Raw genomic sequence first — 23822 nt, 5'->3', positions numbered from 1 at the left:
ACGCCTCCCGGCAGCCGCAGGGGCACTGGCGGTGGCGGCGTGCCTGTTCGCTTTTTCGATGGCACCCGCGCCGGCATCGGCCGCTCCTGTGCCGGCCGGCGTCTCGATCCGCAACGTCGCCACCGCGACCTACGTGCCGGCAGGCATGACCCAGCAGGAAACCGCGAGCTCCAACGCCGTGCAGGCCACCGTGCTGCCCGTCGAGGCGCTGCTGCTCACGCAGGACCAGAGCGTGACCCGGCCGCCGAACGCGCAGGTCACGCTGAGCCATTTGCTCAGCAACGTCGGCAACGTGACGTCGGGCTACACGCTGGCCTGGGCCAACAACGCCGGCGGCTGCGGCCCCGACCAGCTCGACCTGAGCGCCTTGCGCGTCGTGCGCGACGTCAACAACAACGGCGTGGTCGATGCGGGCGACCCGGTGCTGCCGCTGGGCAGCGCCGGTGCGCTGTCGCTCAAGCCTGGCGAAACCGCTTCGCTGCTGGTGCAGGGCACGCTGCCCGCGGCATCGGGCGGGACCGCGTGCCTGGCGCTGGCGGCCACCACGGCGCTGCAATCGCAGACGGCCACCAATCGCGACGTGATCACCGTCAGCAGCGCGGCGGTGATCTCGTTGGTCAAGTCGGCGTCTTACTCCGGCGTGATCGTCCCGGGGACCACGCGCATCGACTTCACCGTCAAGGGCTCCAACATCGGCGCACAAGATGCGCAGCCCACCGGCGCGGCCGTGCCCGGCCCGTCGGCGATCCGGGTCAACGGCGTGGCGTCGTCGCTGGTGCTGGTGCGCGACCTGATTCCCGAGGGCACGGTCTATATGGCCGGCACGCTGCAGAGCACGGCCGCGGGTGCGGTCCGGCTGTACCGCCTGCCGGGCGACGCGGCGTTCAACTACCGCACCACGGACGACGCGGCCGCCATCGAGGTGGCGATCGGCGTGCCGACGGCGCTCGTGCGCAACGGCTCGATCGCGATGCAGTTCGCCGTGAAGGCCAAGGCCGACGTGGCAGGCGACATCCGCAACAACGCGCAGAGCTACTACAACGACAGCGCGGTCGACACGCTCGCGCAGTCGAACACGGTGGTCATCCCCCTGTCGCCCGCGCGCATTGGCGTGGCAAAGGCGGCCACGGTGCCGCGCATCCATCGCAACGCCGACGGCTCGCCCGACGGCACAGCGACCGTTGGCTTCAGCCTGCACGTGCGCAACTACGGCACGACTTGGCTGTACGGCGTGCAGGTCAACGACCTGCTCGAGGGCACGGGCGCCACCCAGTTCGGCAGCTACACGGCCACCGCGGTGCCGGGCGCGAACCAGTACACGGTCGTGCCCGGCACGCTACGCGTGGTGGGCAACACCGGCGGGGGCATGGTCGCTGCCGTCAATACCGGCTTCACCGGCAAGGCCGCGGCGCGCGGCCTGCTCGCACCGGGCGCGGTGCTACCCGTGGGCGCGGAGTTCACGGTGCAGTTCGACGTGCGGATCAACTTCACGGGCCGCACGGGCATGTTGTTGAACACGGCCCGCGCAGAGGCCTCGCTCACGCCGGGCGGTGCGCCGCAGGTGTTCGACGACTCGGTCGACGGAAGCAACCCCGACGCCGACGGCGACGGCAACCCCGGCAACGACGCCTCGCCCACGCCCATCTCCACGCAGGGGCCCTCGTTGTCGATCGTGAAGACGGCGTCGCAGCCCCGCCGCGTCGGCGACGGCGTGTACGAGATCGACTACGGCTTCAAGGTCACGAACACCGGCAACGGCCCGGCGCCCAACCTGCGCGTCATCGACAACCTGAACTGCACCTTCGACGTGGACCGATCGGATGGCCGCATTGCGTCGTGGCAGCTGACGGGCCCGGTGAGGGCGCGCAACGGCTTGCTGTCGCCGTCGTCGGGCTTCACCGGCCGCGCCACCTGCAACCGCGACACCGCGGCCAGCACCGACCCCTACAAGCTGCCGACCGAGGTCGCGCTGAGCCTGGTCGACGGCAGCAGGGCACTGGCGCCGGGCCAGAGCGAAGAGCTCGCCCTCACCGTGCGCGTGACCACCAAGCGTGCAACAGACAGCACGCGCGTGACGCTTGATAACAAGGCCTGGGCTGCGGCGTTCGCGCAGAACACCGTCAACGTTTCGCCGGCCAACCTGCTGGCCGCGGCCGTCGGTTCCGCGCGCGCCGTGCTGATGGACCCGATGGGCACGGTCTACAACGCCGTGACGCGCCTGCCGGTGGCGGGCGCGGTGGTCAGGTTCACGCGCCAGTCGTGCAACGCGGGGCCGGTGACGCCCATTCGGCCGGGCGAGATCGTCGGGGCCGACACGGGCGTGTACACCTTCAATGCCGACGCCAGCGTCTCCATGTCGACGGGCGCTGATGGGACGTATCAGTTCCCGCTGCAGAACCCGCCGGTGACGGGGCTATGCACCTACGCCATCGCTGTCACGCCGCCCGCGGGCAGCGGCTATGTCGCGCCGTCGCTGCTGCTGCCGGCCCGGGCAGGGAGCTTCGCGAGCTGCGGCCAGGTCGTGCCGAACGCGGCGCCGCCGCAGGGCGCGGAGCCCACCACCTACTACTTCAACGTGGTGACCGGCTTCAACGCCGATGGCAGTGCCTGCGACGCGGCCCACAACCACGTGCCGATGGATCCGGGCTCGCTCACCGGCCTGGTGATGCGCAAGGACGGCAGCAAGCGGCAGGTGGAGTTCGGCGACTTTCTCGACTACGCGCTGACCGTCACCAACAAGACCGGCTTTCCCGTCCACGGCCTCGACGTCGTTGACACGCTGCCGCCCGGCCTGGCATACGTGCCCGGCAGCGCGCGGCTGAACGGCGTGGCCACCGACAACCCGCGCGGTGGCGCCGGTCCGCAACTGGTCTGGAGCTATCCCGCGCTGTCGCTGGCCATCGACCAGTCGGTCATGGTGCGCTACCGCGTGCGAGTGGGCGTGGGCGCACCCGTGTCGGGCGACGTGGTGAATCGCGCGCTTGCGAACTCCGGCGCGCTGCAGTCCAACCTGGCCACCTTCACGGTGCGCGTCACGGGCGGTGTCTTCTCCGACGAGGCCTTTGCCTTCGGCAAGGTCTACATGGATTGCAAGCGCGACCGCACGCAAGAGGGCGCCGACGAACCCGGCGTGCCCGGCGTGCGCCTGTACATGGAAGACGGCACCAGTGTCGTGACCGACGTGGAAGGCAAGTGGAGTCTGTACGGCCTGAAGCCCGTCACGCACGTGCTGAGACTTGACGAGACGACGCTGCCGCCGCAGGCGCAGATCGTGCTGCTGGACAACCGCAACGCCAACAACCCTGCGAGCCGCTTCGTCGACCTCAAGAAGGGCGAGCTGCACAAGGCCAACTTCCCGCTGGCCGGTTGCGACGACCCGGTCGTGATGGACGACGTGGCGCGGCGCCGCAAGCTCATCGCAGTGAGGCCCGATGCCGACGGCGAAGCCGCGGTGCGTTCGCGCCTCGACCCGCAGGGCGCCATCGTTCCCGTGGGCGACCAGCGCTCGCTACCGGCCTCGGGCGAGGTGAGCGCTTCGGGCGCCATCGGCGCCACGGTGGTGTCGAGCCAGCCGCTGATCACGCTGCCGAGTGCACCCGCGGGCGGCGCGGGCAGCTTTGTCGGCGGCGTCGGCGCGACCGGCGGCCTGACCGGCACGCTGGGCGCGGTGCAGCAAGCCGGCGCCTTCAGCAGCCCGGTGGGCGTGCCCGGCGGTACGTCGGGCCTCTTGCCTGGCGGTGTGGGCAGCGGCGTGGGCACACTCGGTGCCAACGGCATCAACGCGCGCAGCGGCAGCCTCTCGCCGTTGGCGCAGCCGCTGTTGCCGCAGTCCGCGCCCGGCACCATCGAGCTGGAAAAAATGATGCCCGGCCTGGACAACACACCGGGGTTCATCGGGTTGAAGGACCGCGACACGCTCGCGTCGCAGACGGTCAACGTGCGCGTCAAGGGCCCGGCGGGCGCGAACCTGCAGTTGCTGGTCAACGGCGAGAAGATCGACGGCCGCCGCGTCGGCAAGAAGGCGACCCTGCCCAGCGCGACCTTGAGCGCCTGGGAGTACATCGGCCTCGTGCTCAAGCCCGGCAGCAACCTGTTGCGGCTGGAGGTGCGCGACGACTTCGGCGGGGTGCGCGGCGGGCCGGTGGAAATCACCGTGGTCGCGCCCGACAAGCTCGGAGCCATTGCCGTGCAGGTGCCCGAAGGCGCGCGCGCCGACCTGCGCACGCCGGTGCCTGTGAAGGTGCGCCTGACCGATGCGGCCGGCGTGGCGGTGTCGGCCCGCGCCCAGCTCACGCTCGAGGCCGACCGCGGGCGCTGGGTCGAGGAAGACCTGAACCCGAACGAGCCCGGCACGCAGGTCTTCATGGACGGCGGCGAGGCCGAGTTCCACCTGCTGCCGCCGGGCGAGCCGGGCGACGTGCGCGTGCGCGTGTCCACCTCGGCTTTCGTGCGTGAGGTGCGCATCGCCTTGTTGCCCGACCTGCGCCCGATGATCGGCGTCGGCATCCTCGAAGGCACGCTCGACTTCACGAAGCGCGGGACGCTCGCGCTCGGCGAAATGCCGGCCGGCGCGGCCTTCGAGACCGAGCTGCGTAGCCTGTCGAGCGACCCGAAGGAAACCCGCGCGGGTGCACGCGCCGCGTTCTTCTTCAAGGGCGCCGTGAAGGGCGAGTACCTGCTCACGGCCTCGCTGGACACCGACAAGAACCGCAAGGACCGGCTGTTCCGCGACATCCGTCCCGACGAGTTCTATCCCGTCTACGGCGACTCGTCGGTGCGCGGCTTCGACGCGCAAAGCTCGCAGCGCCTGTATGTGCGCATCGACAAGAACCGCTCGTTCCTGATGTACGGCGACTTCGTCACCTCGAGCAGCGCCGACGTGCGCCAGCTGAGCCAGACCAGCCGCACGCTCACCGGCCTGAAGCATGTGTATGAGACCGACACGGTGCGCGCCACCAGCTACGCCTCGCGCACGTCGCAGACGCAGCAGGTGGAAGAGTTCGCCGCGCGCGGCATCTCCGGGCCGTACTACCTGGGCGGCGGCACGGGCAGCGCCGGCGACTTCGTGGAGAACAGCGAGCGCGTCGAGATCCTCGTGCGTGATCGCAACCAGCCGAACGTGGTGCTGCAGAACGTGGCGGCAACGCGCTTCGTGGACTACACGATCGAGCCGCTGTCGCGCCGCATCCTGTTCACGCGCCCCATTGCATCGGTCGATGCGAACCTGAACCCGCAGTCGATCCGCGTCACCTACGAGATCGACGCGGGCGGCCCCAAGTACACCGTGGCCGGCACTGACGTGCAGGTGAAGGTGGCCGACAACCTGCAACTGGGCGTGGTGCTCGGCACCGACCAGAACCCGGAGAACCGCCGCAAGCTGGGCGCGGTCACCGCACTGGCGCGCCTCGGCGAAAACACCAGCGCGGCGGCCGAGCTGGTGCAGACCGACTCCGACCTGAATGGCAAGGGCTCGGCGGGCCGCATCGAGCTGCGGCACCAGGACGACACGCTCGGCGTCGCGGTGCAGGCCGCGCGCACGAGCAAGGGCTTCGACAACCCGGGCGCGACCTTCGCGGCGGGGCGCACCGAAGCCAGCGCGCGGGCCGAATACAAGGTCGACGCCACGCTGCAGGTGCGCGCCGAGGCGCTCTACAGCAAGGACAACCTGGCGGTGGGCAACACCCAGGGCGTGACCGTCAGCGCGCAGAAGAAGATCAACGACAGCCTCACGGGAGAGCTCGGCCTGCGCTATGGCTCCACCTCGAGCGCGTCGGCTTCGCTGTTCGACTACAACCAGGTCTCCAGCTACAACGGCGCCCTGGGTTCGCCCACGGTCGGAAGTTCGGTCACCACGCTCGGCGGCGTGGCCAATGCCGCGGGCGCGCTGCTCGACAAGCAGCAGGACAACCTCGCCACCGTGCGCGGGCGGCTCACGGCGCAGGTACCGAGCCTGCCCCAAGCCCAGGTCTTCGTCGAAGGAGAGCAGGACCTGCGCAGCAGCGGCAAGCAGATCGCGATCGGCGGCAACTACGCCATCACCGACAAGACGCGCATCTACGGCCGCTACGAGTTCATCTCCACGCTCGGCGGCATTTACGACCTGAACAGCCGGCAGTCGCGCAACACCGGCATCCTCGGCGTCGAGAGCAACTACATGGAAGGCGGGCGTGTCTACAACGAGTACCGCTTGGCCGATTCGGTCGACGGCCCCACGGCTCAGAACGCCATCGGCATTCGCAACACGTTCAAGCTGAACGAGCGCTGGCGTCTGACCGGCGGCGTCGAGTATGTGAAGGCGATGGGAGGCACTCCCACGACTGCGGGCATCCTGGGCCAGGGCGACTCCACTGCAGTGGTCAGCGGTGTCGAGTACGCCAGCGAGCGCGTGAAGGCGAGCGCGATCCTGGAGGCGCGCTGGGCCGACGACTCCAACACCGTGCTGTCGAGCGCGGGCCTGGGCTACAAGATCGACGACGACTGGAGCCTGCTTGTGCGCAGCGTTTACAGCGGCAGCAAGGGCAAGGGCGCCAACGAAGGCGACCGCCGCACGTTGTCGCGCCAGCAGGTGGGTGTGGCCTACCGCCCGGTGGGACAGGACGTGTGGAACATGCTGGCCCGCTACGAGCACAAGACCGAAGCCGTGCGCGGCGCGGGTACCACGCTCGGCACGATCAGCGGCAACGCTTTCGGCTCCGACGCCACGCAGGCCGGCGACTACCAGGCCGACATCGTGTCGGTGCACGTCAACGTGAACCCGCAGCCCGGCACCTACATCACCGGTCGCTTCGCAGCCAAGCGCGCGACGCAGGACGACGGCGTGCTCAAGAGCAGCTATTCGGCGCAGCTGCTGCAGGGCCGTTTGACCTACGACATCAACAAGGACTGGGACGTCGGCGTGCAGGCGGGCCTGCTGCACGGCAGCGGCGGCTCGTTGCAGAAGACGCTGGGCTTCGAGGTCGGCTACCAAGTCTACAAGGACCTGTGGCTCTCGGGTGGCTACAACGTCGTGGGCCTGAAAGACCGCGACCTGACCGCCGGCGAGTACACGAGCAAGGGCGCGTTCGTGCGGCTGCGCTTCAAGTTCGACGAGACCGCGCTGGGGTTCGTCTCCGCGGGGGCGGTGGCCAAGACAGGCGAGCCCGCGGCTGCGCTTGCGCCGGGAAAGATCACGCTGCAGGCGCAGGCCTTGTTCGAAGCCGGCCAACACACGCTCAAGCCGGGCGCCCACGCCGTGCTGGACGAGGTCGTCTCGCGCATCAAGAGCGAGCACTACGACGTGGTCGAGATCATCGGTGCCCCCGCGCCTGAAGGCGCGGCCGATGCCGCGCCGGAGCTGCCGGCACAGCGCGCCGAAGCCGTCGCCGCCTACCTCGTGGGGCAGGGCGTGAGCTCGGCCCGCGTCAAGGCCGACCGGCCCGTGCCCCAGGGCGGTGCGCGCAAGCAGCCGCTCGAGATCGAAGTGGCCGGCTGAGTCGGTTGCCCACGATGCCGTGCTGCCCGTTTACCGGCCGATTTTCTTGCCTGCGAGCACTGCGCCCGCTCGTCCCGTGACGCACACCGTCGTCACGCCGCCTCACCGACAGAAGAGAAGAATGATGCCCAGAACCTTGTGCGCGCGATTTGCGTCGGCCCTGTCGAGCGGTTTGCTTGCGTTGGCCGCAGTGGCCCTGGCACCGATGCAGGCGCAAGCGCAAACGGTGACTTTCGCCAGCACGACCACGGCTACGGCCAGTGGCTCGGGTGCGTTCGGCACCCCCACGCTGGTGTTCAATGTGGCGGCAGGGCAGAACCGCGTCGTGCTTCTCTCTGCATCTTTTGAGCGGGATCACTGTATCAGTGGCGGCAGCGAAACCGTTGCGGATTGCGTCGATGAACCGGCCAGTCAGGCCAACAGCAACTTCGCCGGCCCCACCATGGTGGCCAACAACGGGGCGAACGTTCAGATCCAGTTCACGGCTAGCGGGCCGGGCGGCTCCATGACGCTGTCCAGTCCACTGGCACCGCCGAACGGAGACCTTCGCTTCGCCAACCGGTGGATAGGCCTTCCCGGTACCACCACGATCGACCGCACGATCTACAGTCAGGAAAGCTACTTCCTTGCACTGTATGAAGCCGATCTACGCACCTTGCTTGGCGGCACGGGCAGCGGTTCGATCACTGTCACGCTGCCCAATGTGCAAGCACCCCATCGGGCTGGCGATGAGGCCATGCTGACAGGCCTCCAGTTCAACAATGTGAGCCAGCGCAAGGACGGAACTGCCGGCACGGGCATTGTTCGTTCGGGGGCCGACACGTCCGACGTGAACTGCGCGACAGGCGCCAGCACGACGCTGGGTCTCACGCCCGGAACGTGGACGAAATGCCTCTCCGGCTATGACGCAGGCCAGGCGCCGACGGCGGCGGGGGACGGCGTTTTGTTGTTCGGCTTCAACGGCTACGCCGGTAGCGGCGCGATGGGCTTCGACACGGTGGCCGGCTACACCGAGGTGGCGAATCCGGCGGTCATCAATACCGACCCGACCCTCGACGCCGGCACGGCCGCCGGGGCAAATTTCACCACGAACACTGAGTCCGACGGCTTCAGCACGTCGTTCCAGTTTCGCAACGGCGTGGTGCCTCCCAACGTCGTGATGCAGTCGCGCAACGGCTCGGCCACGCTCACCACCGGCGGCCAGGTGGCGAAGTTCACGCTGACCCGTGCGGGCATGGACCTGACGCTCACCAAGACCGACGGCGTGACGTCCGTGGCGCCGGGCGCGACCACCACGTACACCATCGTCGTGACCAACCCGTCCGTCAACTTTGCCGACGGCGCCGTGGTGGCCGACCCGGCCACCCCGGGGCTGACCCTCACCAACGTGACCTGCGCGGTCACCACGGGCGCCGCGGTGTGCCCGGCCAGCCTGACGCAGGCCGACCAGGCGCTGCGCGTGACGGCGCTGCAGGGCGGCGCGACGATTGCGCGGTTTCCGCCGAACAGCTCCTTGACGCTCACCGTCACCGCGACGGTGGGCACGGGCATCGCCACGGTCGCGAACACCGCGACCCTCACGGCTCCGGCGGGATACACCGATCTCGTGCCTGCGACCAATACGGCGACTGATACCGACACCGTGCTGGGCACCATCGTCATCGTCAAGGACGCGCAGCCCGACCACGCGCAGGACTTCAGCTTCACCACGACGGGCGGCTCGAACCTGCCTGCCAGCTTCGACCTGGACGACGACCCGACGGACGCCACGCTGCCCAACAGCCGCACGTTCTATGTCACGCCCGGCGCGACCGTCTATACCGTCAAGGAGGCGACGCTTCCCAGCGGGTGGACGCAAAGCAATGTGAGCTGCACCACCGGCGGCAGCGTGGCGAGCGGCACGGCCTCCATCACCGTGGGGGCGGGGGAGACAGTCACCTGCACGTTCACGAACGCCAAGACGCCGACCGTGAAGGTGCAGAAGGTCACGCAAGGGGGAACGGGCGGCACGTTCAACTTCAGCCAGACCAACCTGGCGGGCGCACCGACGGGCGTCATCACGATCGCTGCCGACACACCGACGCCTTCGTCGCCGACGCCGATCAACGTGACCACGACGGGCGCGGCCGTGACGCTGACCGAAGCGCCGCTGACCGGTTTGTTGACCGGATGGGCGCTGGTTTCCGCCAGCTGCACCGATGCCAACAGCACGGCCACCGGCAACCCTGTGGGCCCGATCGGCACGCTGGTGGGCAGCACGCTGACGATTCCCGCAGTGAACGTGAAGGCCGGTGCCGACTTCACCTGCGTGTTCACCAACGCCCGCCCGCGCCTTCGCCTGACCAAGCTGCTGCCCGATGGGCGCGTGAATGACGGCCTGCTCACGCCCGACCAGTTCAGCCTGTCGATCGTCGGTCCGAGCGGGGCGACGGCCAGCACTTCGACGGTTCTGCTCACCACCCTCGGCAATGGCACCACGGCGACGGGTCTGGCCGACACCAACGCCTTGTTCCCTGCGAACTCCGGTGGCACCTACACGTTGTCGGAAACGCGAGGCAACCTCACGACGACGATGGCGCAGTACGTCTCAAGCCTCAGCTGTACCAATGCGGCCGCGGGCTCCACTACTGTGCTGCCGAGTGGTCCTGGCACCACTGGCTTCTCGGTGACGCCCACGGGCAACGACGACATCACCTGTACCTTCACCAACCGGAAGAAGCTGCCCCAGCTCACGACGACCAAGACGGCCAGCGCGAACCCGCTGCTGGTGGGCGCGAGCGGGCAGAGCTACACCATCACCATCACGGTGGCCAACGGACCGACGACGGCGCCGATCACGCTGACGGATCCTTTGCCTGCGGGCATCACCACCAGTGGTCCTGTCACGGCCACGGGTGGCACCTTGAGCGGATGCCCGGCGGCAGGTGCGACAAACCTGGCGGGCTGCACGATCGCCACGGGCGTGGCCAACGGCAATATCGTCATCACCGTGCCGGTCACAGTGGCCGTGGGCGCGGTGGGGCCGTCGGGTGCCACCAACGTCGTGAATGTGTCGGACGGTGGTGACCCGCTGTGTACGACGGCGCTGGGGCAACCCTGCGATGCGAGCACGGCGACGACCGCCGTGGTCCAGCCTGCGACGTTGCAATTGACCAAGGCCTGGGGCGTCGGCAGCATCGCCGGCAACGTGGCGAGCATCGGCGCGAGCACGGGTGGAACGAACAACACCACCGCGTTCACCGCCACGGCGCCCACGGTCGCCAACAGCGGCGCGGCCGTGATGGTCGTGGCGGGCAATACCATCACGCTGCCCGCGGAGGCGATGACCACGGGCACGCTGAGCAACTACACGACGGTGCTGTCGTGTACCGCCAATGGAGGCCCCACAGCGAACGCACTGAGCGGTACAGACGGCCAGGCAACCAACACGCTGCTGATTGGCGCGGCCGATGCGGGCAAGGCCATCGTCTGTACCTACACCAACATCGGCAAGCCGCCGACGCTGACCATCGCCAAGCGTTCGCTGGGTGGTACGGCGGCTTTCGAGTTCACGGGCACCAACGGCGTCGCGTTGCACACCATCACCACCACCGTGGCCGGCACCGCCGTCAATGGGGCGGTGCAGACGCTGACGGCGCCAGGCGTTGCGACAACGGTCACCGAAACCTACACGCCTGCCGCGGGTGTGCCCGACTACGTCATCACGGGCGTCAGCTGTACCGGCATGGGCAGCGGCGGCACGGTGACGCGCGGCACCGCGCAAAACAAGAACCAGTTCACGCTGGATGCCGCGGCCACGTCGGCGGGGGCCAACATCGTTTGTACCGTCACCAACGCCAAGGCGCCGACCGTGCAGCTGCGCAAGAAGTGGGTCAACGCGCTGGTCAACGATGCCTTCACTCTGACCGCCACAGGCACCGTGCACCCGAACCACAACATCGGCTATGCCTCCAATCTGCAGGCGATTGCCAACACGCCCAACGAGACCGATACCGGCGGTCCGCAACGCGTGGCCGTGGGCGACACGGTCACGCTGGGGGAGACGCCATTCGGCACCAGCGCAGGCTCCTACGCCGCCAGTGCCTGGAGCTGCACCGGCGGTGGCTCGCTCAGCGGCAACCAGCTGACCTTGGGCATCGCCGATGCCGGCCTGCCGATCGTGTGCGAGATCACCAATACCGCGAAGACGGCGAACGTCACGCTGGCCAAGACCTGGGTGGGTGCGAGCGTCAATGACGCGGTGAGCATCACGGGCACGGGCCTGACCACGCTGGCCTCGGTGGCCAACACGGCTGCCGAGACCGACACCGGTGCGCCGCAGGCCGTGCCCGTGGGCAGCATCATCAACCTGGCCGAAACCTTCACCACGGGCAGTGCAGCCAACTACACGAGCGCGCTGAGCTGTACCGGCACCAGCGGTTTGTCGGGTAGCACGCTCACGGTCGGCGCGGCCGACACGGCCATCGTCTGTACGTACATCAACACGAAGAAGACCGCCACGCTGCAACTGGCGAAGGCCTGGGGCGCGAACAGCATCGCGGGCAACGTGGCGAACATCGGCGCCAGCGCGGGCGGGGCGAGCAACACGCCGGCGTTCGCCGCGACCGCGCCCTCGACGGCCAACAGCGGTGCGGGTGTGAACGTCGCGGCGGGCAACACCATCACCTTGCCGCCGGAGACGATGAGCACCGGCATGCTGACGAACTACAGCACGGTGCTGTCGTGCACCGCCGATGGCGGGGCCACGGCCAACGCGCTGAGCGGCACTGACGGCCAGAGCACCAACACGCTGCTGATCGGCGCAGCCGACGCCGGCAAGACCATCGTCTGCACCTACACCAACACGCGCAAGTCGGGCTTCCTGAGGCTGGCTAAGCAATGGGCGGGCGCGGTGCCCGGTGACGACGCTACCCTGACGGTGACGCGCGGCGGCACGGTGTTCCACACCCTTGCTTCTGATGCGGCCTCGCCCACCGACTTCGATTCGGATGCGGCGGCCACGCAGGTGCAGGTGTTCGCCGGCGAAACGCTGACCCTGGCCGAGACGCTGGCTCCAGGCAACGTCGGCGGCTACACCGGCGTGCTGACTTCGTGTTCCCCATGGACCGTGAGCGGTGCCACGGTGACGGTGGGCGACCTCACGTACCCCGTCAGCTGCATCACCACCAACACCCGCCAGACGTTCCCGGTGAAGGTGACGAAGACCTGGACCAACGCCAATGCAGGCGATGCGGTCAGCCTTGCCATCAGCGGCACCGCCACCGACGTGACGGCGATCACCGCCGGCTCGTCCACCGCGCCCGCCACTACCACCAATGCAACGGCCACCGCGGCCAGCGGCAGCGCGGTGACCATTGCCGAAGTCTTCATCAGCGGCAACGAGGCCAGCTACACCACCACGCTGAGCTGTACCAAGGATCTCGACGGTAGCGCCGTGGCCGTGACGACGGGCAGCGGCCTGAGCCGGGGCTTCGTCATGCCCAAGGACAGCGCGGTGACCTGTACCTACGTCAACATGCGCAAGACCGCGACGCTGCAACTGGCGAAGGCCTGGGGCGTCGGCAGCACGACGGGCAATGTGGCCCGCATCGGCGCGAGCACGGGCGGCGCGAGCAACACCACGACATTTACGGCGACCGCGCCAGCGGCAAACAACAGCGGCACGGCCGTGGCCATTGCAGTGGGCGATGTCCTCACGTTCCCGGCGGAGACGATGACCACAGGCACGCTGACCAGCTACACGACCGTGCTGTCGTGTACCGCGAACGGCGGTGCGACGGCCAATGCGTTGAGCGGTACCAACGGCCAGAGCACCAACACGCTGCTGATCGGCGCAGCCGACGCCGGCAAGGCCATCGTCTGTACGTACACCAACAGCCGACTGCCGACCGTGCAGATCAGCAAGCAGGCAATGGGCGGCACGGGCACGTTCGCGTTCAGCGGCGACAACGGCTTCGGCACCGACAGCATCCAGGTGACGACGGCCGGGGCCACGGTGGCTGGCGCTGTGAAGACGCTGGCGGCGAACGCTCAGACGGTGCTCACTGAGCTCGCCGGGTCGATGCCGGCCGGCTTCACCTTTGCCGGTGCGACGTGCAGCGGCCTGGCAGGCGGTGCGACGGCCGTGGTCGACGTGACGGCCCGCACGGTGACGCTGCCCGCTGCCGGTCTGGCCGACGGTGCGGCGGTGGCTTGTACCTTCACCAACGTGGTGGCCGCCACTGTGAGCGGTCGGGTCTTCCTGGACACAGGCACCGTCGCCAACGACGGCGTCTTGAATGGAGTTGAAGCCGGCATTGCCGGCGTCACCGTGCGGCTGACCAACTGCGCCGCCACCGTGTACGGCACGACGACCACCGACGGCACCGGCGCCTACACCTTGGCCATTCCCGCTTCGGTGACCGTGGGCAGTCCGCTGTGTGTTGAACAGACCAACACAGGCGCACGGATTTCCACCGGTGCGTCGGTAGGCAACGTTGCATTGCCTTCGGGCACGACCACTGCCGCGGGCGGCACGACGTACACCTACTCGCGCGCAGGGAGCCCCGACCGCATCGCGTTCACGTGGAGCGGCGGCGCTCATGCCAACCTCAACTTCGGCGACGTCGACCCCAGCACCTTTGCGACCAGCGGCGCCAAGACCGGGCAGCCCGGCAATACCGTGACCTATGCGCACACCTTCGTGGCGGGCACGGGTGGAAGCGTGACCTTCGCAATCAACGCCTCGACCTCGACGCCCACGCTGACCGGTTGGGCCGAGAAGATCTTTGCGGACCCGACCTGCAGCGGCAGCCTCCAGCCGGGCGCCGCCACGTTGTACCCACCGGCGGCACCGATCACCGTGACCGCAGGTCAGACCGTGTGCGTGATCGTGCAGGAGTTCATTCCGGCTACCGCGCAGCCGGGCTATTCGAACGATGCGAAGGTGCAGGCCAATTTCACGCTCACCAACTCGTTGCCGGCCCCGGCGCTCAGCGCCAGCTACACGCTGGATGACATCACGACGGTCTCCACGTCGGCGCTGGAACTGAAGAAAGAAGTGCGCAACGTGACGCAGGGGGCCACGGCCTTCACCGTCAACAACCAGGCCAAGTCGGGAGAGACGCTCGAATACCGCGTCACCTACACTAACAACGGCACTACCCCGATCGGCAACCTCACGGTGAACGACGCCACGCCGGCCTACACCACCTTCGTGTCGAGCACGACCGGTACGACGCCCACCACGCTCACGGCTTGCAGCAAGGCGACGCCGGCCAACCCGGCACCCGCTGCCACGGTGGCCTGCAATGCGGCGCAGACGGCTGGCGGATCAGGGCCTGTGAGCTGGATCTTTTCCGGCACGCTGAACCCCGGGGCGACAGGTAGCGTGCTGTTCCAGATCAAGGTCGATTGACAGAGGGTAAAAAAGAACCCGCCGAAGCGGGTTAAACAGTCAACGATCACAAAGCTGCCCCGCGTCCACAGCAAGGCAGCGCCGTTGTTTTAAGCGCCGCGCGGGATGCCGCGTTCGATGCCATGCACAAAGCAGGCGAGGTCGAGAAAAACTTCCACTCTCCTTCATGTTCATTTACGCCCTGGCATGAAGTCGTGGCGTACAAATCACGAATGAACCACAGGATGCAAATGAATTGGGAAGGGCGTTGGGCGCTCACCATCAATGAGCTGGCGCCGGGCGCGTTCTATTTCACGGTGCTGGATGCCATCACGGACGCCGTCGACTGTCTGTCATATCGCCCCTTGTTCACCGATGAAACGCCGCACGAGACCGCCGCCGAAGCGTGGCTGGCCGGGGTGTGCGCGCTGAACGCGCTCGACGTGGCAAAGTTCGACCTGCCCCCTCTGTAGCTGCAGCAGCATTCAGTGCAGCGTGCTCAGCTGAAGTTCGCGGGGATCGCAAGGCACCGAAATCTGCTGCCCGTCGAAGCGCACGCGCACATGCGGATAGGTAATTCCCGTGATCGTGCCGGTCCGGCCTTCACAGACAACGCGATCGCCGCGCTGAAACGATCTGCCGAACTGGGTCTTGATTTTCTCGAAACTGGTGCGTTGATTGGTTCTGGACATTCCGGCCTCCTTCGGAGGAAATTGGAGTGCCCAACGCACGAAGTCGCATGAAGGACGACAGCGCGTATTGATAGAGAAATAATCGAAAAAAATGCGCGAACAGTTCCTCGGATTCATGAAGATTCGAATGTTCTTCATTGTTCTTCGCGAGGCAAAAAAAGACCCGCCGAAGCGGGTCGAGAGATCCAATTGATCAGAAGGTTTTACTTGAGTGCGTGACAGCCTCTATGTTCTACACCTGCGCAGGGCAGTTATGTCGGAACTGCCAGGTAAAGGGCTGGACCGCGAGGAAAAATTCCGTTTCAATTTACGGTCATTTACGTTGCAGCATGGAGGCCAAGCCATGCGTGCGATCCAATCGTCGACCACTTGGCCTTTTTGAAAAGAGGCTGGAATTTCCATGCATGACGTGGATCGCGCATCGATCGTGCGGCGGTGCTGGATGGTGGGGCGCGGCTGTCAGATCTTGGACGAGGTTGATCTCTCATGACGCCATCCGCGGCAACGCTCTATGGTCGGCTCATGACGGGTGCCCGCATCCGCCACCTGCAGGCGTACGCGGCCGTTGCAGAGTTGGGCAGCGTCAAGCGCGCGGGCGATGCCATCGGACTGACCCAGCCCGCCGTGACGAACCTCATTGCCGACCTCGAACAACTGCTGGAGTGCACGCTGTTCCAGCGTCATGCGCGCGGGATGCGGATGACGGAGGTGGCTGCGGAGTTGTTGCCTTTCGTGCGGCGCGCGCTGGCGTCTCTCGAAAGAGGCGCAGAGTTCGTGGCGTTCCGGCACACGAGCGAACACGACATCGTGCGCATAGGCGCCATCCACGGCGCGGTCTGCGGCCTGCTGGTGCGTGCGCTGCCGGCATTTGCCAGTGTGAGACCGGACGTCATGATCGAACTCCACGAGGCCAACGCGCCACGCACTGCAACGATGATCCTCAAGCAGGAGATCGACATGATGCTGTGCCGCGAACCTGCAGCTCGGCCGGAAGGATGGACGTTCTCCGAACTCATGCCGGACCGGCTGGTGGTGGTGGTCGGGCCGCAGCATCCATGGGTCGCGAAGCGCGCGCTGAGCTTCTCCGAACTGAGCGACGAGACATGGCTACTGATGCATCCCGCGACCCAGGCGCGCCGCGTCTTCGACGAATTGCTGAACCACCATGGGGTCACTGTGAAATTCCGGAAGATCGAGGCGCTCTCGAGCCCGCTGGTGCTGGCGCAGTTGCGCAGCGAGCGGCTGATGATCCTTTCCCCGTACAGCGTCTTTCGTCAATTGATCGATCTCGGTCAATTGGCGGTGCTCGACGTGATCGATATTCCTGCGTTCCATCCCATGGGGGTGCTCAGCCCCAAAGATGGCGACATGAGCCAGGCAGCCCGCAGACTCAAGGAGTTCCTCTACCGCTACGTCAAGCAACACCCGTAGCGACGGTCCTGGTGGTCAGAGAGTGCTGGGGCGTTGCGAGGCGTTCGGCACACGGCCATGCGCACTACCGGACAACGCGCCGCAGCTTTGGCGCGCCGGCTCGGAGGCCTCTCGCAGAGCTTGGCGGCCCTTCTTTGTGATGGCGAGCACCGTGGCAGGTTTGTCGTTCGGGCCATCGTCGTCAACCGCATCGCGCGGTGGGATGAATGCCATGACAAGTTCCGCGTCCCTGAGCATTCTGAGAGCGTTGATTTCCAGGAGGGCGAACGTTTCGCAGGGCAGCTTCTGTCCGGCAAAGTACCGCAGAAATTCCATCGTCATCTAGATATCCTGCACGGGCGACGTGTAGGGCGCCCAAAAAAAGAGAACCCGCCGAAGCGGGTGAAGCGATCAAAACTACCAAGGAGCTGCTCCATGTGAAGCAGCCTGGATATTGTGAAGCCTGATGCTCTTTGGCATGACGAAGACACGGGAGCTAATTCCGCTCTGGCAAGGAAAATTCACGCTCGCAAGGTCTTTGTTCTCGACCGACCGCCATGACGGTGCCAGACCCGCTCTCAGCTGACGTTGTTGATTGCGTCCTTGAGCGCTTTGCCTGCAGAGAACTTCGGTGCCTTGCTCGCCTTGATCGTCATCGGCTCACCCGTCGACGGATTGCGGCCGGAGCGCTCCGGACGGTCCGAGACCGAGAAGGTGCCGAAGCCGATCAACTGAACGGTGTCGCCGCGCGCCAATGCGCGCGAGAGATTCTCGATGGCGGAATCTAGCGCTCGGGCTGCATCGATCTTGCTGAGATCGGTATCTGCTGCGATGGCTGCGACGAGGTCGGTCTTATTCAAAATGGGAGCTCTTTCAATGGATGGGTTGATAAGGATTCAGCGACGCGGATGGATACAGGGTCGAGTCTAAGCACGACGAAGGACGACTTGTGGCGCAGAAGCGTTTCGAAACGGAAATATCATGGTCTGTGGCGAAGGGCTCACGACGGGACGAAATCCTTCACAGTTTCCATTGCCGTTATGTCGCGTCTTTCTTGGGGTCTTCACAAGCGGAAATTTTTCACGCGAAACGGTGACTCTGATGGTTGCCAACGCATATCATCCCGGCCCCGCAGCGAATGCACCTGCTAAGAAGAGAAGAAAAAACTTGAAAACCGCCATCACTGTCATCGTCTTCGGGATCGCTCTGGTGCTGATTGCCGCGCTGCCGCCCTCGATGCACACAGAAGTTCCCACAGAGATCCTCCCCGCGGGGCCGCATGCGTAAGGAGCTCAACTCATCGCTTCGGGTTCCATCGACGCGATAGCCTGAGAGCGGCGATGCAAAGCGCGCGCCCTCACTCACTCACGAGGGTGGAAGTGGCGGCGGAGCTTTGCATGGTGTAGCCTCTGCCGAGAAAGCCGATGCGATAGGCGCTGAATCGGCCGCGTGCGCCGTTGCATGGCTCGTCACATCTTTCGGTGCGATGTGTGCCAAAGCTTCTTTGTCGGTGAGGGTATTCAGCCATGACGCCATCAGCAGCAGTCCTCTATGGGCGCCTCGTGTCTGGCGGCCGTGTTCGGCACTTGCAGGCATTTGTCGCCGTCGCCGAGTTGGGGAGCGCCAAGAGGGCCGGAGAATCCATCGGCGCATCTCAACCCACGGTCACGAGCCTTATCGCGGACCTCGAGCAACTGCTCGAGTGCGCGCTATTCCTGCGCCACGCGCGCGGCATGCAGATGACGGACATCGCGCAGGAACTGCTGCCCTTCGTGCGGCGCGCACTGGCCTCGCTGGAAAGAGGGACCGACTTCGTGACCTTCCGCCGAACGAGCGAGCGCAGCATCGTGCGCGTCGGCGGCATCGAGGCTGCATTGAATGGTCTGCTGGTACGGGCATTGCCTCCTTTCGTGGCCGCGAGGCCCGACGTGATGGTCGAGGTGCAGGAGGAGGTCGTGACGCGAATTGCCTCGCTGATTCTCAGGCAGGAAATCGACATGATGCTGTGCCGTGAGCCCGCAGTACTCCCCGAAGGATGGGAGTTCGCGGAGCTGATGCCGGATCGGCTCGTTGTGGTGACCGGACCGCAGCATCCGCTGGTGCGCCGGCGATCACTGGGCTTCGCGGACCTGTCCGACGAGGTGTGGTTGCCAATACATCCAGCCATTCCGGCTCGCAAGGTGCTCGACATGCTCATGAACCATCACGGCATCAACCCCAGGTATGGAAACGTGACCGCGTTCTCGCTCTCTATCGCGATGGCGCAACTTCGCAGCGAGCGGGTTGTCGGGCTTGCGCCGTATAGCGTCTTTCGCCAGTTGGTCGAGCAGGGTCAGCTGGCGATGCTCGATGTGGTCGACATGCCCCCCTTCCAATCCATCGGAGTGTTGAGCCCCAAGGGTGACGGGATGAGTAAGGCGGCCCTCGACTTCAAGAAATTTCTCTTCCGCTACGCCAAGCAACATCCTTGATGCATGCTGACCGATGATGTCCGCTGTTCGCTCAAGCCGCGCACGACAGCCCCCAGCCACACGCGCACACTGAGCAGGTGGGCTCCGTCGTCTCGGCGCCGCTGGCGCTGGAACGGGTGGTTCCGCGGCTCGGGACGCTTCAACGGGTGATAGACAGCGCGTGGTTGATGCGTGGAGATTTTCTTCACGAGGAACGAATCCCTCCCAAAACTACAAAGCACCTTTTCATGCCTTGATGCATGTCGCGAAGCGCCCGCTCCTAAACTGAGGCAAGCCATCTCGGCACCTCATTCAGGAGACATCGCCATGCAAACGCGGAAGCGCCTCGGCGGCTTTCTGCTCGGCCTCGTCCTCGCCGTTGGCGTGGCACAGGCCCAGCAACCCCTTCGCATCGTCGTGCCCTTTGCGGCCGGCGGCGGCACCGACCAGTACGCGCGGCTGCTGGCCGCTGAGCTCACCAGGCGCGGCACCCAGACCATCGTCGACAACAAGCCAGGCGCCAGTGGCATCTTGGCAGCCGACAACGTTGCGCGCTCCAAGCCCGATGGCACCACCGTGCTCATGAGCTCGCTGAGCATTCTGGCCAGCAACACCGTGATGTACGACAAGCTGCCCTACGACCCGGTAAAGAGCTTCGCGCCGGTCACGCAGATCGCCTACCAGCCGACCATCATCGTGGGGCGCTCGGACCTGCCTTACAAGAACATCAAGGAAATGGTGGCCTATGCCAAGACCCATCCGGACAAGATCAACCGCGGGTCGCCGGGCGCCTCCATCCTGACCAACCTGGCGCCGCTGGCCTTCGAGGGCATGGCCGGCATTCGCACGACGCACATTCCGTTCAATGGCGACTCGCCCGGCTTGCAAGCGCTGCTGGGCAGCCAGATCGACATTCAGGGGACCTCCATCACCGGCCCGTTGCAGCACATCAAGGCGGGCAAGATGCGTGTGCTGGGCGTCATGGACGCCAAGCGCCTGCCTCAGGTGCCCGATGCGCCCACGTTCAAGGAGCAGGGCTACGACATCGAGGCACTGCTGTGGTACGCGCTGTCCGCGCCAGCCGCCACGCCCACGGACACCATCGACAAGCTCAATCGCGCCGTCAACCAGGTGCTGGTCGATCCGGACTTCATCGCGCGTTCCCAGGCGATCGGCATGGAGCCGCGAGGCGGAACGCCGCAGGCGCTGGCCGCCTATGTGAAGGCCGAGACCGAGCGCTGGGTTCCATTGCTTCAGCGCCTGGATCTGCCCAAGCAGGGGCATTGAATGCGTCCGTTGTTCGATGACACGGTGGCCCTGGTCAGCGGGGCGAGCCAGGGCATCGGCTTCGCCATTGCGACCCGCCTGCTGGAGGCCGGCTGTCGCGTCGCGTTGACCGACATCGACGCCGACAAAACGCGCGAGGCCGCCGCGCGCACGGGCCATGCGGCGGACCGCGTGCGCCCGTACGCGCTGGACGTGCGCGACGCCGCGCAATGCGAGGCCGTGGTCGCCGACCTGCAGCAAGCCTGGGGCCCCGTGGGCGTGCTCGTGAACAACGCGGGCGTCGGTGGCCGCAGCGCGGCGTTCGAGGCGCAGTCGCTCTCGGACGACATCGACCACGTGATGGCTGTGAACGTCAAGGGCGTGCTCAACCTCACCGTGGCCTGCACCGAAGGCCTGCGCAAGACGCGGGGCACCATCGTCAATGTGGCGTCCATCACCTCGCTCGTGGCGACCTCGGCCCACATGGCCTATGGCGCGTCGAAAGGGGCGGTCGGTCAGCTCACGAAGTTTCTGGCGCGCGACTTCGGACCGCATGGCGTGCGCGTCAATGCCGTCGCACCCGGGCTGGTCATGACACCGATGACCGCCCACATCGCCGATGACGCGGAGCGTCGCGAGCGGATGGTGCGCCGCACGTTTCTGCGTCGTGCGGGCGATCCGCAGGACATCGCGGGCCCCGTGGTGTTCCTGGCCTCGGAGCAGGCGCGCTACGTCACCGGAACCATCCTGCCGGTCGACGGCGGCTACACCGCTAACTGATGAAGGCCGCGCGGCTGCGCCGTGCGCGTTCGTCCGGCGATCGCCTGGGCGAACAGGCGAACCGCATCGAAGACAAGACCCGAGAACCATCGAATGAACCAAACTCTCATGCAACCCCTTGCCGGCGTGCGCGTGCTGGACCTGTCCCGCGTCATGGCCGGCCCGCTGTGCGGCATGGCGCTGGCCGACCTGGGCGCCGACGTGATCAAGGTCGAACACCCTGAGCGCGGCGACGACACGCGCGACTGGGGCGTGCGCATCGGCAGTCACAACACGTCCTACTTCAACAGCTGCAACCGCAACAAGCGCTCCATCTGCGTGGACCTGCAGGACAAGGAGGGCCAGGACATCGTGCGCCAGCTCGCCGCGCAGAGCGACGTGGTCATCCAGAACTTCAAGTACGGCGGGGCACAGAAGATGGGCCTGGGCTACGAAGACCTGCGCAAGCTCAACCCGAAGCTCATCTACTGCTCGATCTCGGGCTACTCGGTGCTGAGCCAGGAAAAGGCGCGGCCGGGCTACGACCTCGTGATCCAGGGCGAGACCGGCCTGATGGCCATGAACGGCGAAGAAGGCCAGGGCCCGCTGAAGTTCGGCATTGCCGCGGTCGACATGTTCACCGGCATGTACTCGGCACAGGCCATCCTGGCCGTGCTCTACGAACGCACGCGCACCGGCGAGGGCCGCCACATCCAGATGTCGCTGTACGACAGTGGGATGATGATCACCTCGTACTACGGGCTCACCGCCTGGCTCAACAAGGGCGACCCCGCCAAGTTCGGCAACTCGCACCCGTCGATCGTGCCCTACGGCGTGTTCGAGGCAGCGGACGGTCCGGTGGTGATCGCCGTCGGCAACAACGGCCAGTTCAGGAAGTTCTGCTACGAAGTGATTTTTTCCCCCGAGCTGCCGGTCGATCCGAAGTTTGCCACCAACACCGAACGCTCGAAGCACCGGCACGAGTTGCTGCCGCTGCTGCTCGCGAAGATCGGGCAGTTTTCGCGCGCCGATCTCATCGCACGCATGAACACGGCGGGCATTCCCTGCGGGGAGGTGCTTGGCCTCTATGACGCGCTGCAGTCCGACCGCACGGCGCAGACACAGGTCTGGCACCGCTTCGAAGACACGCAGGCGGGGCCGCAGGCCGTGCACGCGCCGCCCTACATCATCGACGGCGCACGCGCGGGCGTGCGCCACCACCCGCCGCACCTGGGGGAGCACACGGCCGAAGTGCTGCGTGAGCTGCTCGACATGGGCGACGGCCAACTTGATTCCCTGAGCCAAAGACGCGTCATCAAATGAACGAACACCGCATGCGCGAAACCGAATCAGCCGCCCCGCGCCGGCTCCTGCTGAAGTCGTGCCTCGCGGCCGGCGCGGCGCCCTGGCTGGCGTCGCTGTCCGGCGGCGCCAACGCGGCGAGTCGCTGGCCCGAAAAAACCGTTCGCATGGTCGTGGCCTTTCCGGCCGGCGGCCCGACCGATGCGACCGCGCGCCTGGTCGCGCAGAAGCTGACCGGCGCGCTCGGTCAGCCCGTCATCGTGGACAACCGTCCCGGCGCCTCGGGGTCCATCGGCACCACGTCGCTGATCAAGTCGGCGCCCGACGGCTACACGGTGTCGATGTTCGGCATGCCCGCGCTGGTGGCACCGATCGTCTACAGGAACAACCAGTACGACGTGCGCAAGGATTTCACCTGCGTGGCATCGGTCTACGACTTGCCGCTGGTCTTGATGATCAACCCGCTGGTGCTGCCGGGCGTGAGCGATCTCAAGGGCTTCATCGCGGCCGCCAATGCGCAGCCTGTCAACTACTCCACCGCGGGATCGGGCAGCATCGGCCACCTGGCGATGGAGCAGCTCAAGGACATGGGCGGCTTTCCCATGCAGCACGTGGGCTACAAGGGCAGTGCGCCGGCCATCACCGACCTGCTGGGTGGGCAGATCGGCGCCATGTTCGTGGACCTGGTCGCGGCCATGCCGCACATCCGCAGCGGACGCCTCAAGGCGCTGGCGCTTGGCTCCGCCGATGCCCGGGCCTTCTTGCCCGAGGTACCGTCCATGGCGCAGCAGGGTTTCGCCGGCTTCAACGTGAGCAGCTGGAGCGGCCTGATCGTGCCGAACGGCACGCCGGTCGGCGTGGTGACCCGGCTCGACTCGGAACTGCACCGCATCCTGGCCGAAGCGGACACGAAGCGCGGGCTCGAAAACATCGGCGCGCTCAGCGCCTACCAGCCGCCGGAAGTCATGAAGCGGCGAATGTCCAGCGAGTTCGAGCGCTGGAACAAGGTGGCGTCGCAGAAGGACATCTCGATCTGATTTTGGGTTGGCACCCTCGGGTGCCGGCGCCATCGCAGCAACGCCCCGGAACTCGAAGCC

Annotated in this window: 13 protein-coding genes; 10 read left to right on the top strand and 3 right to left on the bottom strand. The window is 66.5% G+C overall.

All coding sequences use genetic code 11. The features are described from left to right. Positions 1 to 58: 58 nt before the first annotated feature. From AC07OH_RS11660 to AC07OH_RS11650, 3 genes are all read left to right on the top strand, one after another. Positions 59 to 7471, top strand: coding sequence for an OmpA family protein (locus AC07OH_RS11660; protein WP_495300742.1), 7413 nt, complete (start codon positions 59 to 61; stop codon positions 7469 to 7471). 736 nt (positions 7472 to 8207) lie between these two features. Next, on the top strand, positions 8208 to 14867 hold the full coding sequence (locus tag AC07OH_RS11655; RefSeq protein ID WP_495300741.1) for a prealbumin-like fold domain-containing protein: 6660 nt from the start codon (positions 8208 to 8210) through the stop codon (positions 14865 to 14867). Positions 14868 to 14989: 122 nt separating this feature from the next. Continuing rightward, the gene (locus AC07OH_RS11650) at positions 14990 to 15319 is read left to right on the top strand and encodes a hypothetical protein (protein ID WP_495300740.1); all 330 of its coding nucleotides are present in this window, start codon (positions 14990 to 14992) and stop codon (positions 15317 to 15319) included. Positions 15320 to 15331: 12 nt separating this feature from the next. On the opposite strand, the gene AC07OH_RS11645 is transcribed toward AC07OH_RS11650, so the two are convergent. Then, entirely contained in the window at positions 15332 to 15538 is a 207-nt protein-coding gene (locus AC07OH_RS11645) for a hypothetical protein (protein ID WP_492676410.1), read from the bottom strand. A gap of 486 nt (positions 15539 to 16024) precedes the next feature. On the opposite strand from AC07OH_RS11645, the gene AC07OH_RS11640 reads away from it, so the two are divergent. Beyond that, complete coding sequence (locus AC07OH_RS11640; protein ID WP_495300739.1) at positions 16025 to 16969, top strand: LysR family transcriptional regulator; 945 nt, start codon at positions 16025 to 16027, stop codon at positions 16967 to 16969. A gap of 15 nt (positions 16970 to 16984) precedes the next feature. Here AC07OH_RS11640 and AC07OH_RS11635 read toward each other — a convergent pair whose 3' ends face one another. Next, positions 16985 to 17290 (bottom strand): hypothetical protein, encoded by a 306-nt coding sequence (locus tag AC07OH_RS11635; protein ID WP_495300738.1) that lies wholly within the window; start codon positions 17288 to 17290, stop codon positions 16985 to 16987. Between the two features lie 236 nt (positions 17291 to 17526). Further along, on the bottom strand, positions 17527 to 17808 hold the full coding sequence (locus AC07OH_RS11630; RefSeq protein ID WP_495300737.1) for an HU family DNA-binding protein: 282 nt from the start codon (positions 17806 to 17808) through the stop codon (positions 17527 to 17529). 241 nt (positions 17809 to 18049) lie between these two features. On the opposite strand from AC07OH_RS11630, the gene AC07OH_RS11625 reads away from it, so the two are divergent. The 6 genes from AC07OH_RS11625 to AC07OH_RS11600 all read left to right on the top strand — a co-directional run bounded on the left by AC07OH_RS11625 (position 18050) and on the right by AC07OH_RS11600 (position 23762). Then, positions 18050 to 18235 carry a hypothetical protein gene (locus tag AC07OH_RS11625; RefSeq protein WP_495300736.1) on the top strand — a complete coding sequence of 62 codons (186 nt, stop codon included), beginning with the start codon at positions 18050 to 18052 and terminating at the stop codon, positions 18233 to 18235. Positions 18236 to 18474: 239 nt separating this feature from the next. Further along, positions 18475 to 19419: a LysR family transcriptional regulator gene (locus AC07OH_RS11620; RefSeq protein WP_495300735.1), complete on the top strand. Its 945-nt coding sequence runs from the start codon at positions 18475 to 18477 to the stop codon at positions 19417 to 19419. Positions 19420 to 19725: 306 nt separating this feature from the next. Further along, entirely contained in the window at positions 19726 to 20685 is a 960-nt protein-coding gene (locus AC07OH_RS11615; RefSeq protein ID WP_495300734.1) for a Bug family tripartite tricarboxylate transporter substrate binding protein, read from the top strand. Next, positions 20686 to 21444 (top strand): SDR family NAD(P)-dependent oxidoreductase, encoded by a 759-nt coding sequence (locus tag AC07OH_RS11610; RefSeq protein WP_495300733.1) that lies wholly within the window; start codon positions 20686 to 20688, stop codon positions 21442 to 21444. 108 nt (positions 21445 to 21552) lie between these two features. Continuing rightward, entirely contained in the window at positions 21553 to 22746 is a 1194-nt protein-coding gene (locus AC07OH_RS11605; protein WP_495300732.1) for a CaiB/BaiF CoA transferase family protein, read from the top strand. After that, a complete protein-coding gene (locus tag AC07OH_RS11600) occupies positions 22743 to 23762 on the top strand; it encodes a Bug family tripartite tricarboxylate transporter substrate binding protein (protein ID WP_495300731.1) in 1020 nt (339 codons plus the stop codon). The genes AC07OH_RS11605 and AC07OH_RS11600 overlap by 4 nt, the downstream gene beginning before the upstream one ends. Positions 23763 to 23822 lie beyond the last annotated feature (60 nt).

The organism is Variovorax sp. GW821-FHT10C12 (assembly GCF_059415405.1).
The sequence above is the reverse complement of the archived record's forward strand: the minus strand, read 5'-3'. Positions and strand labels throughout refer to the sequence as shown.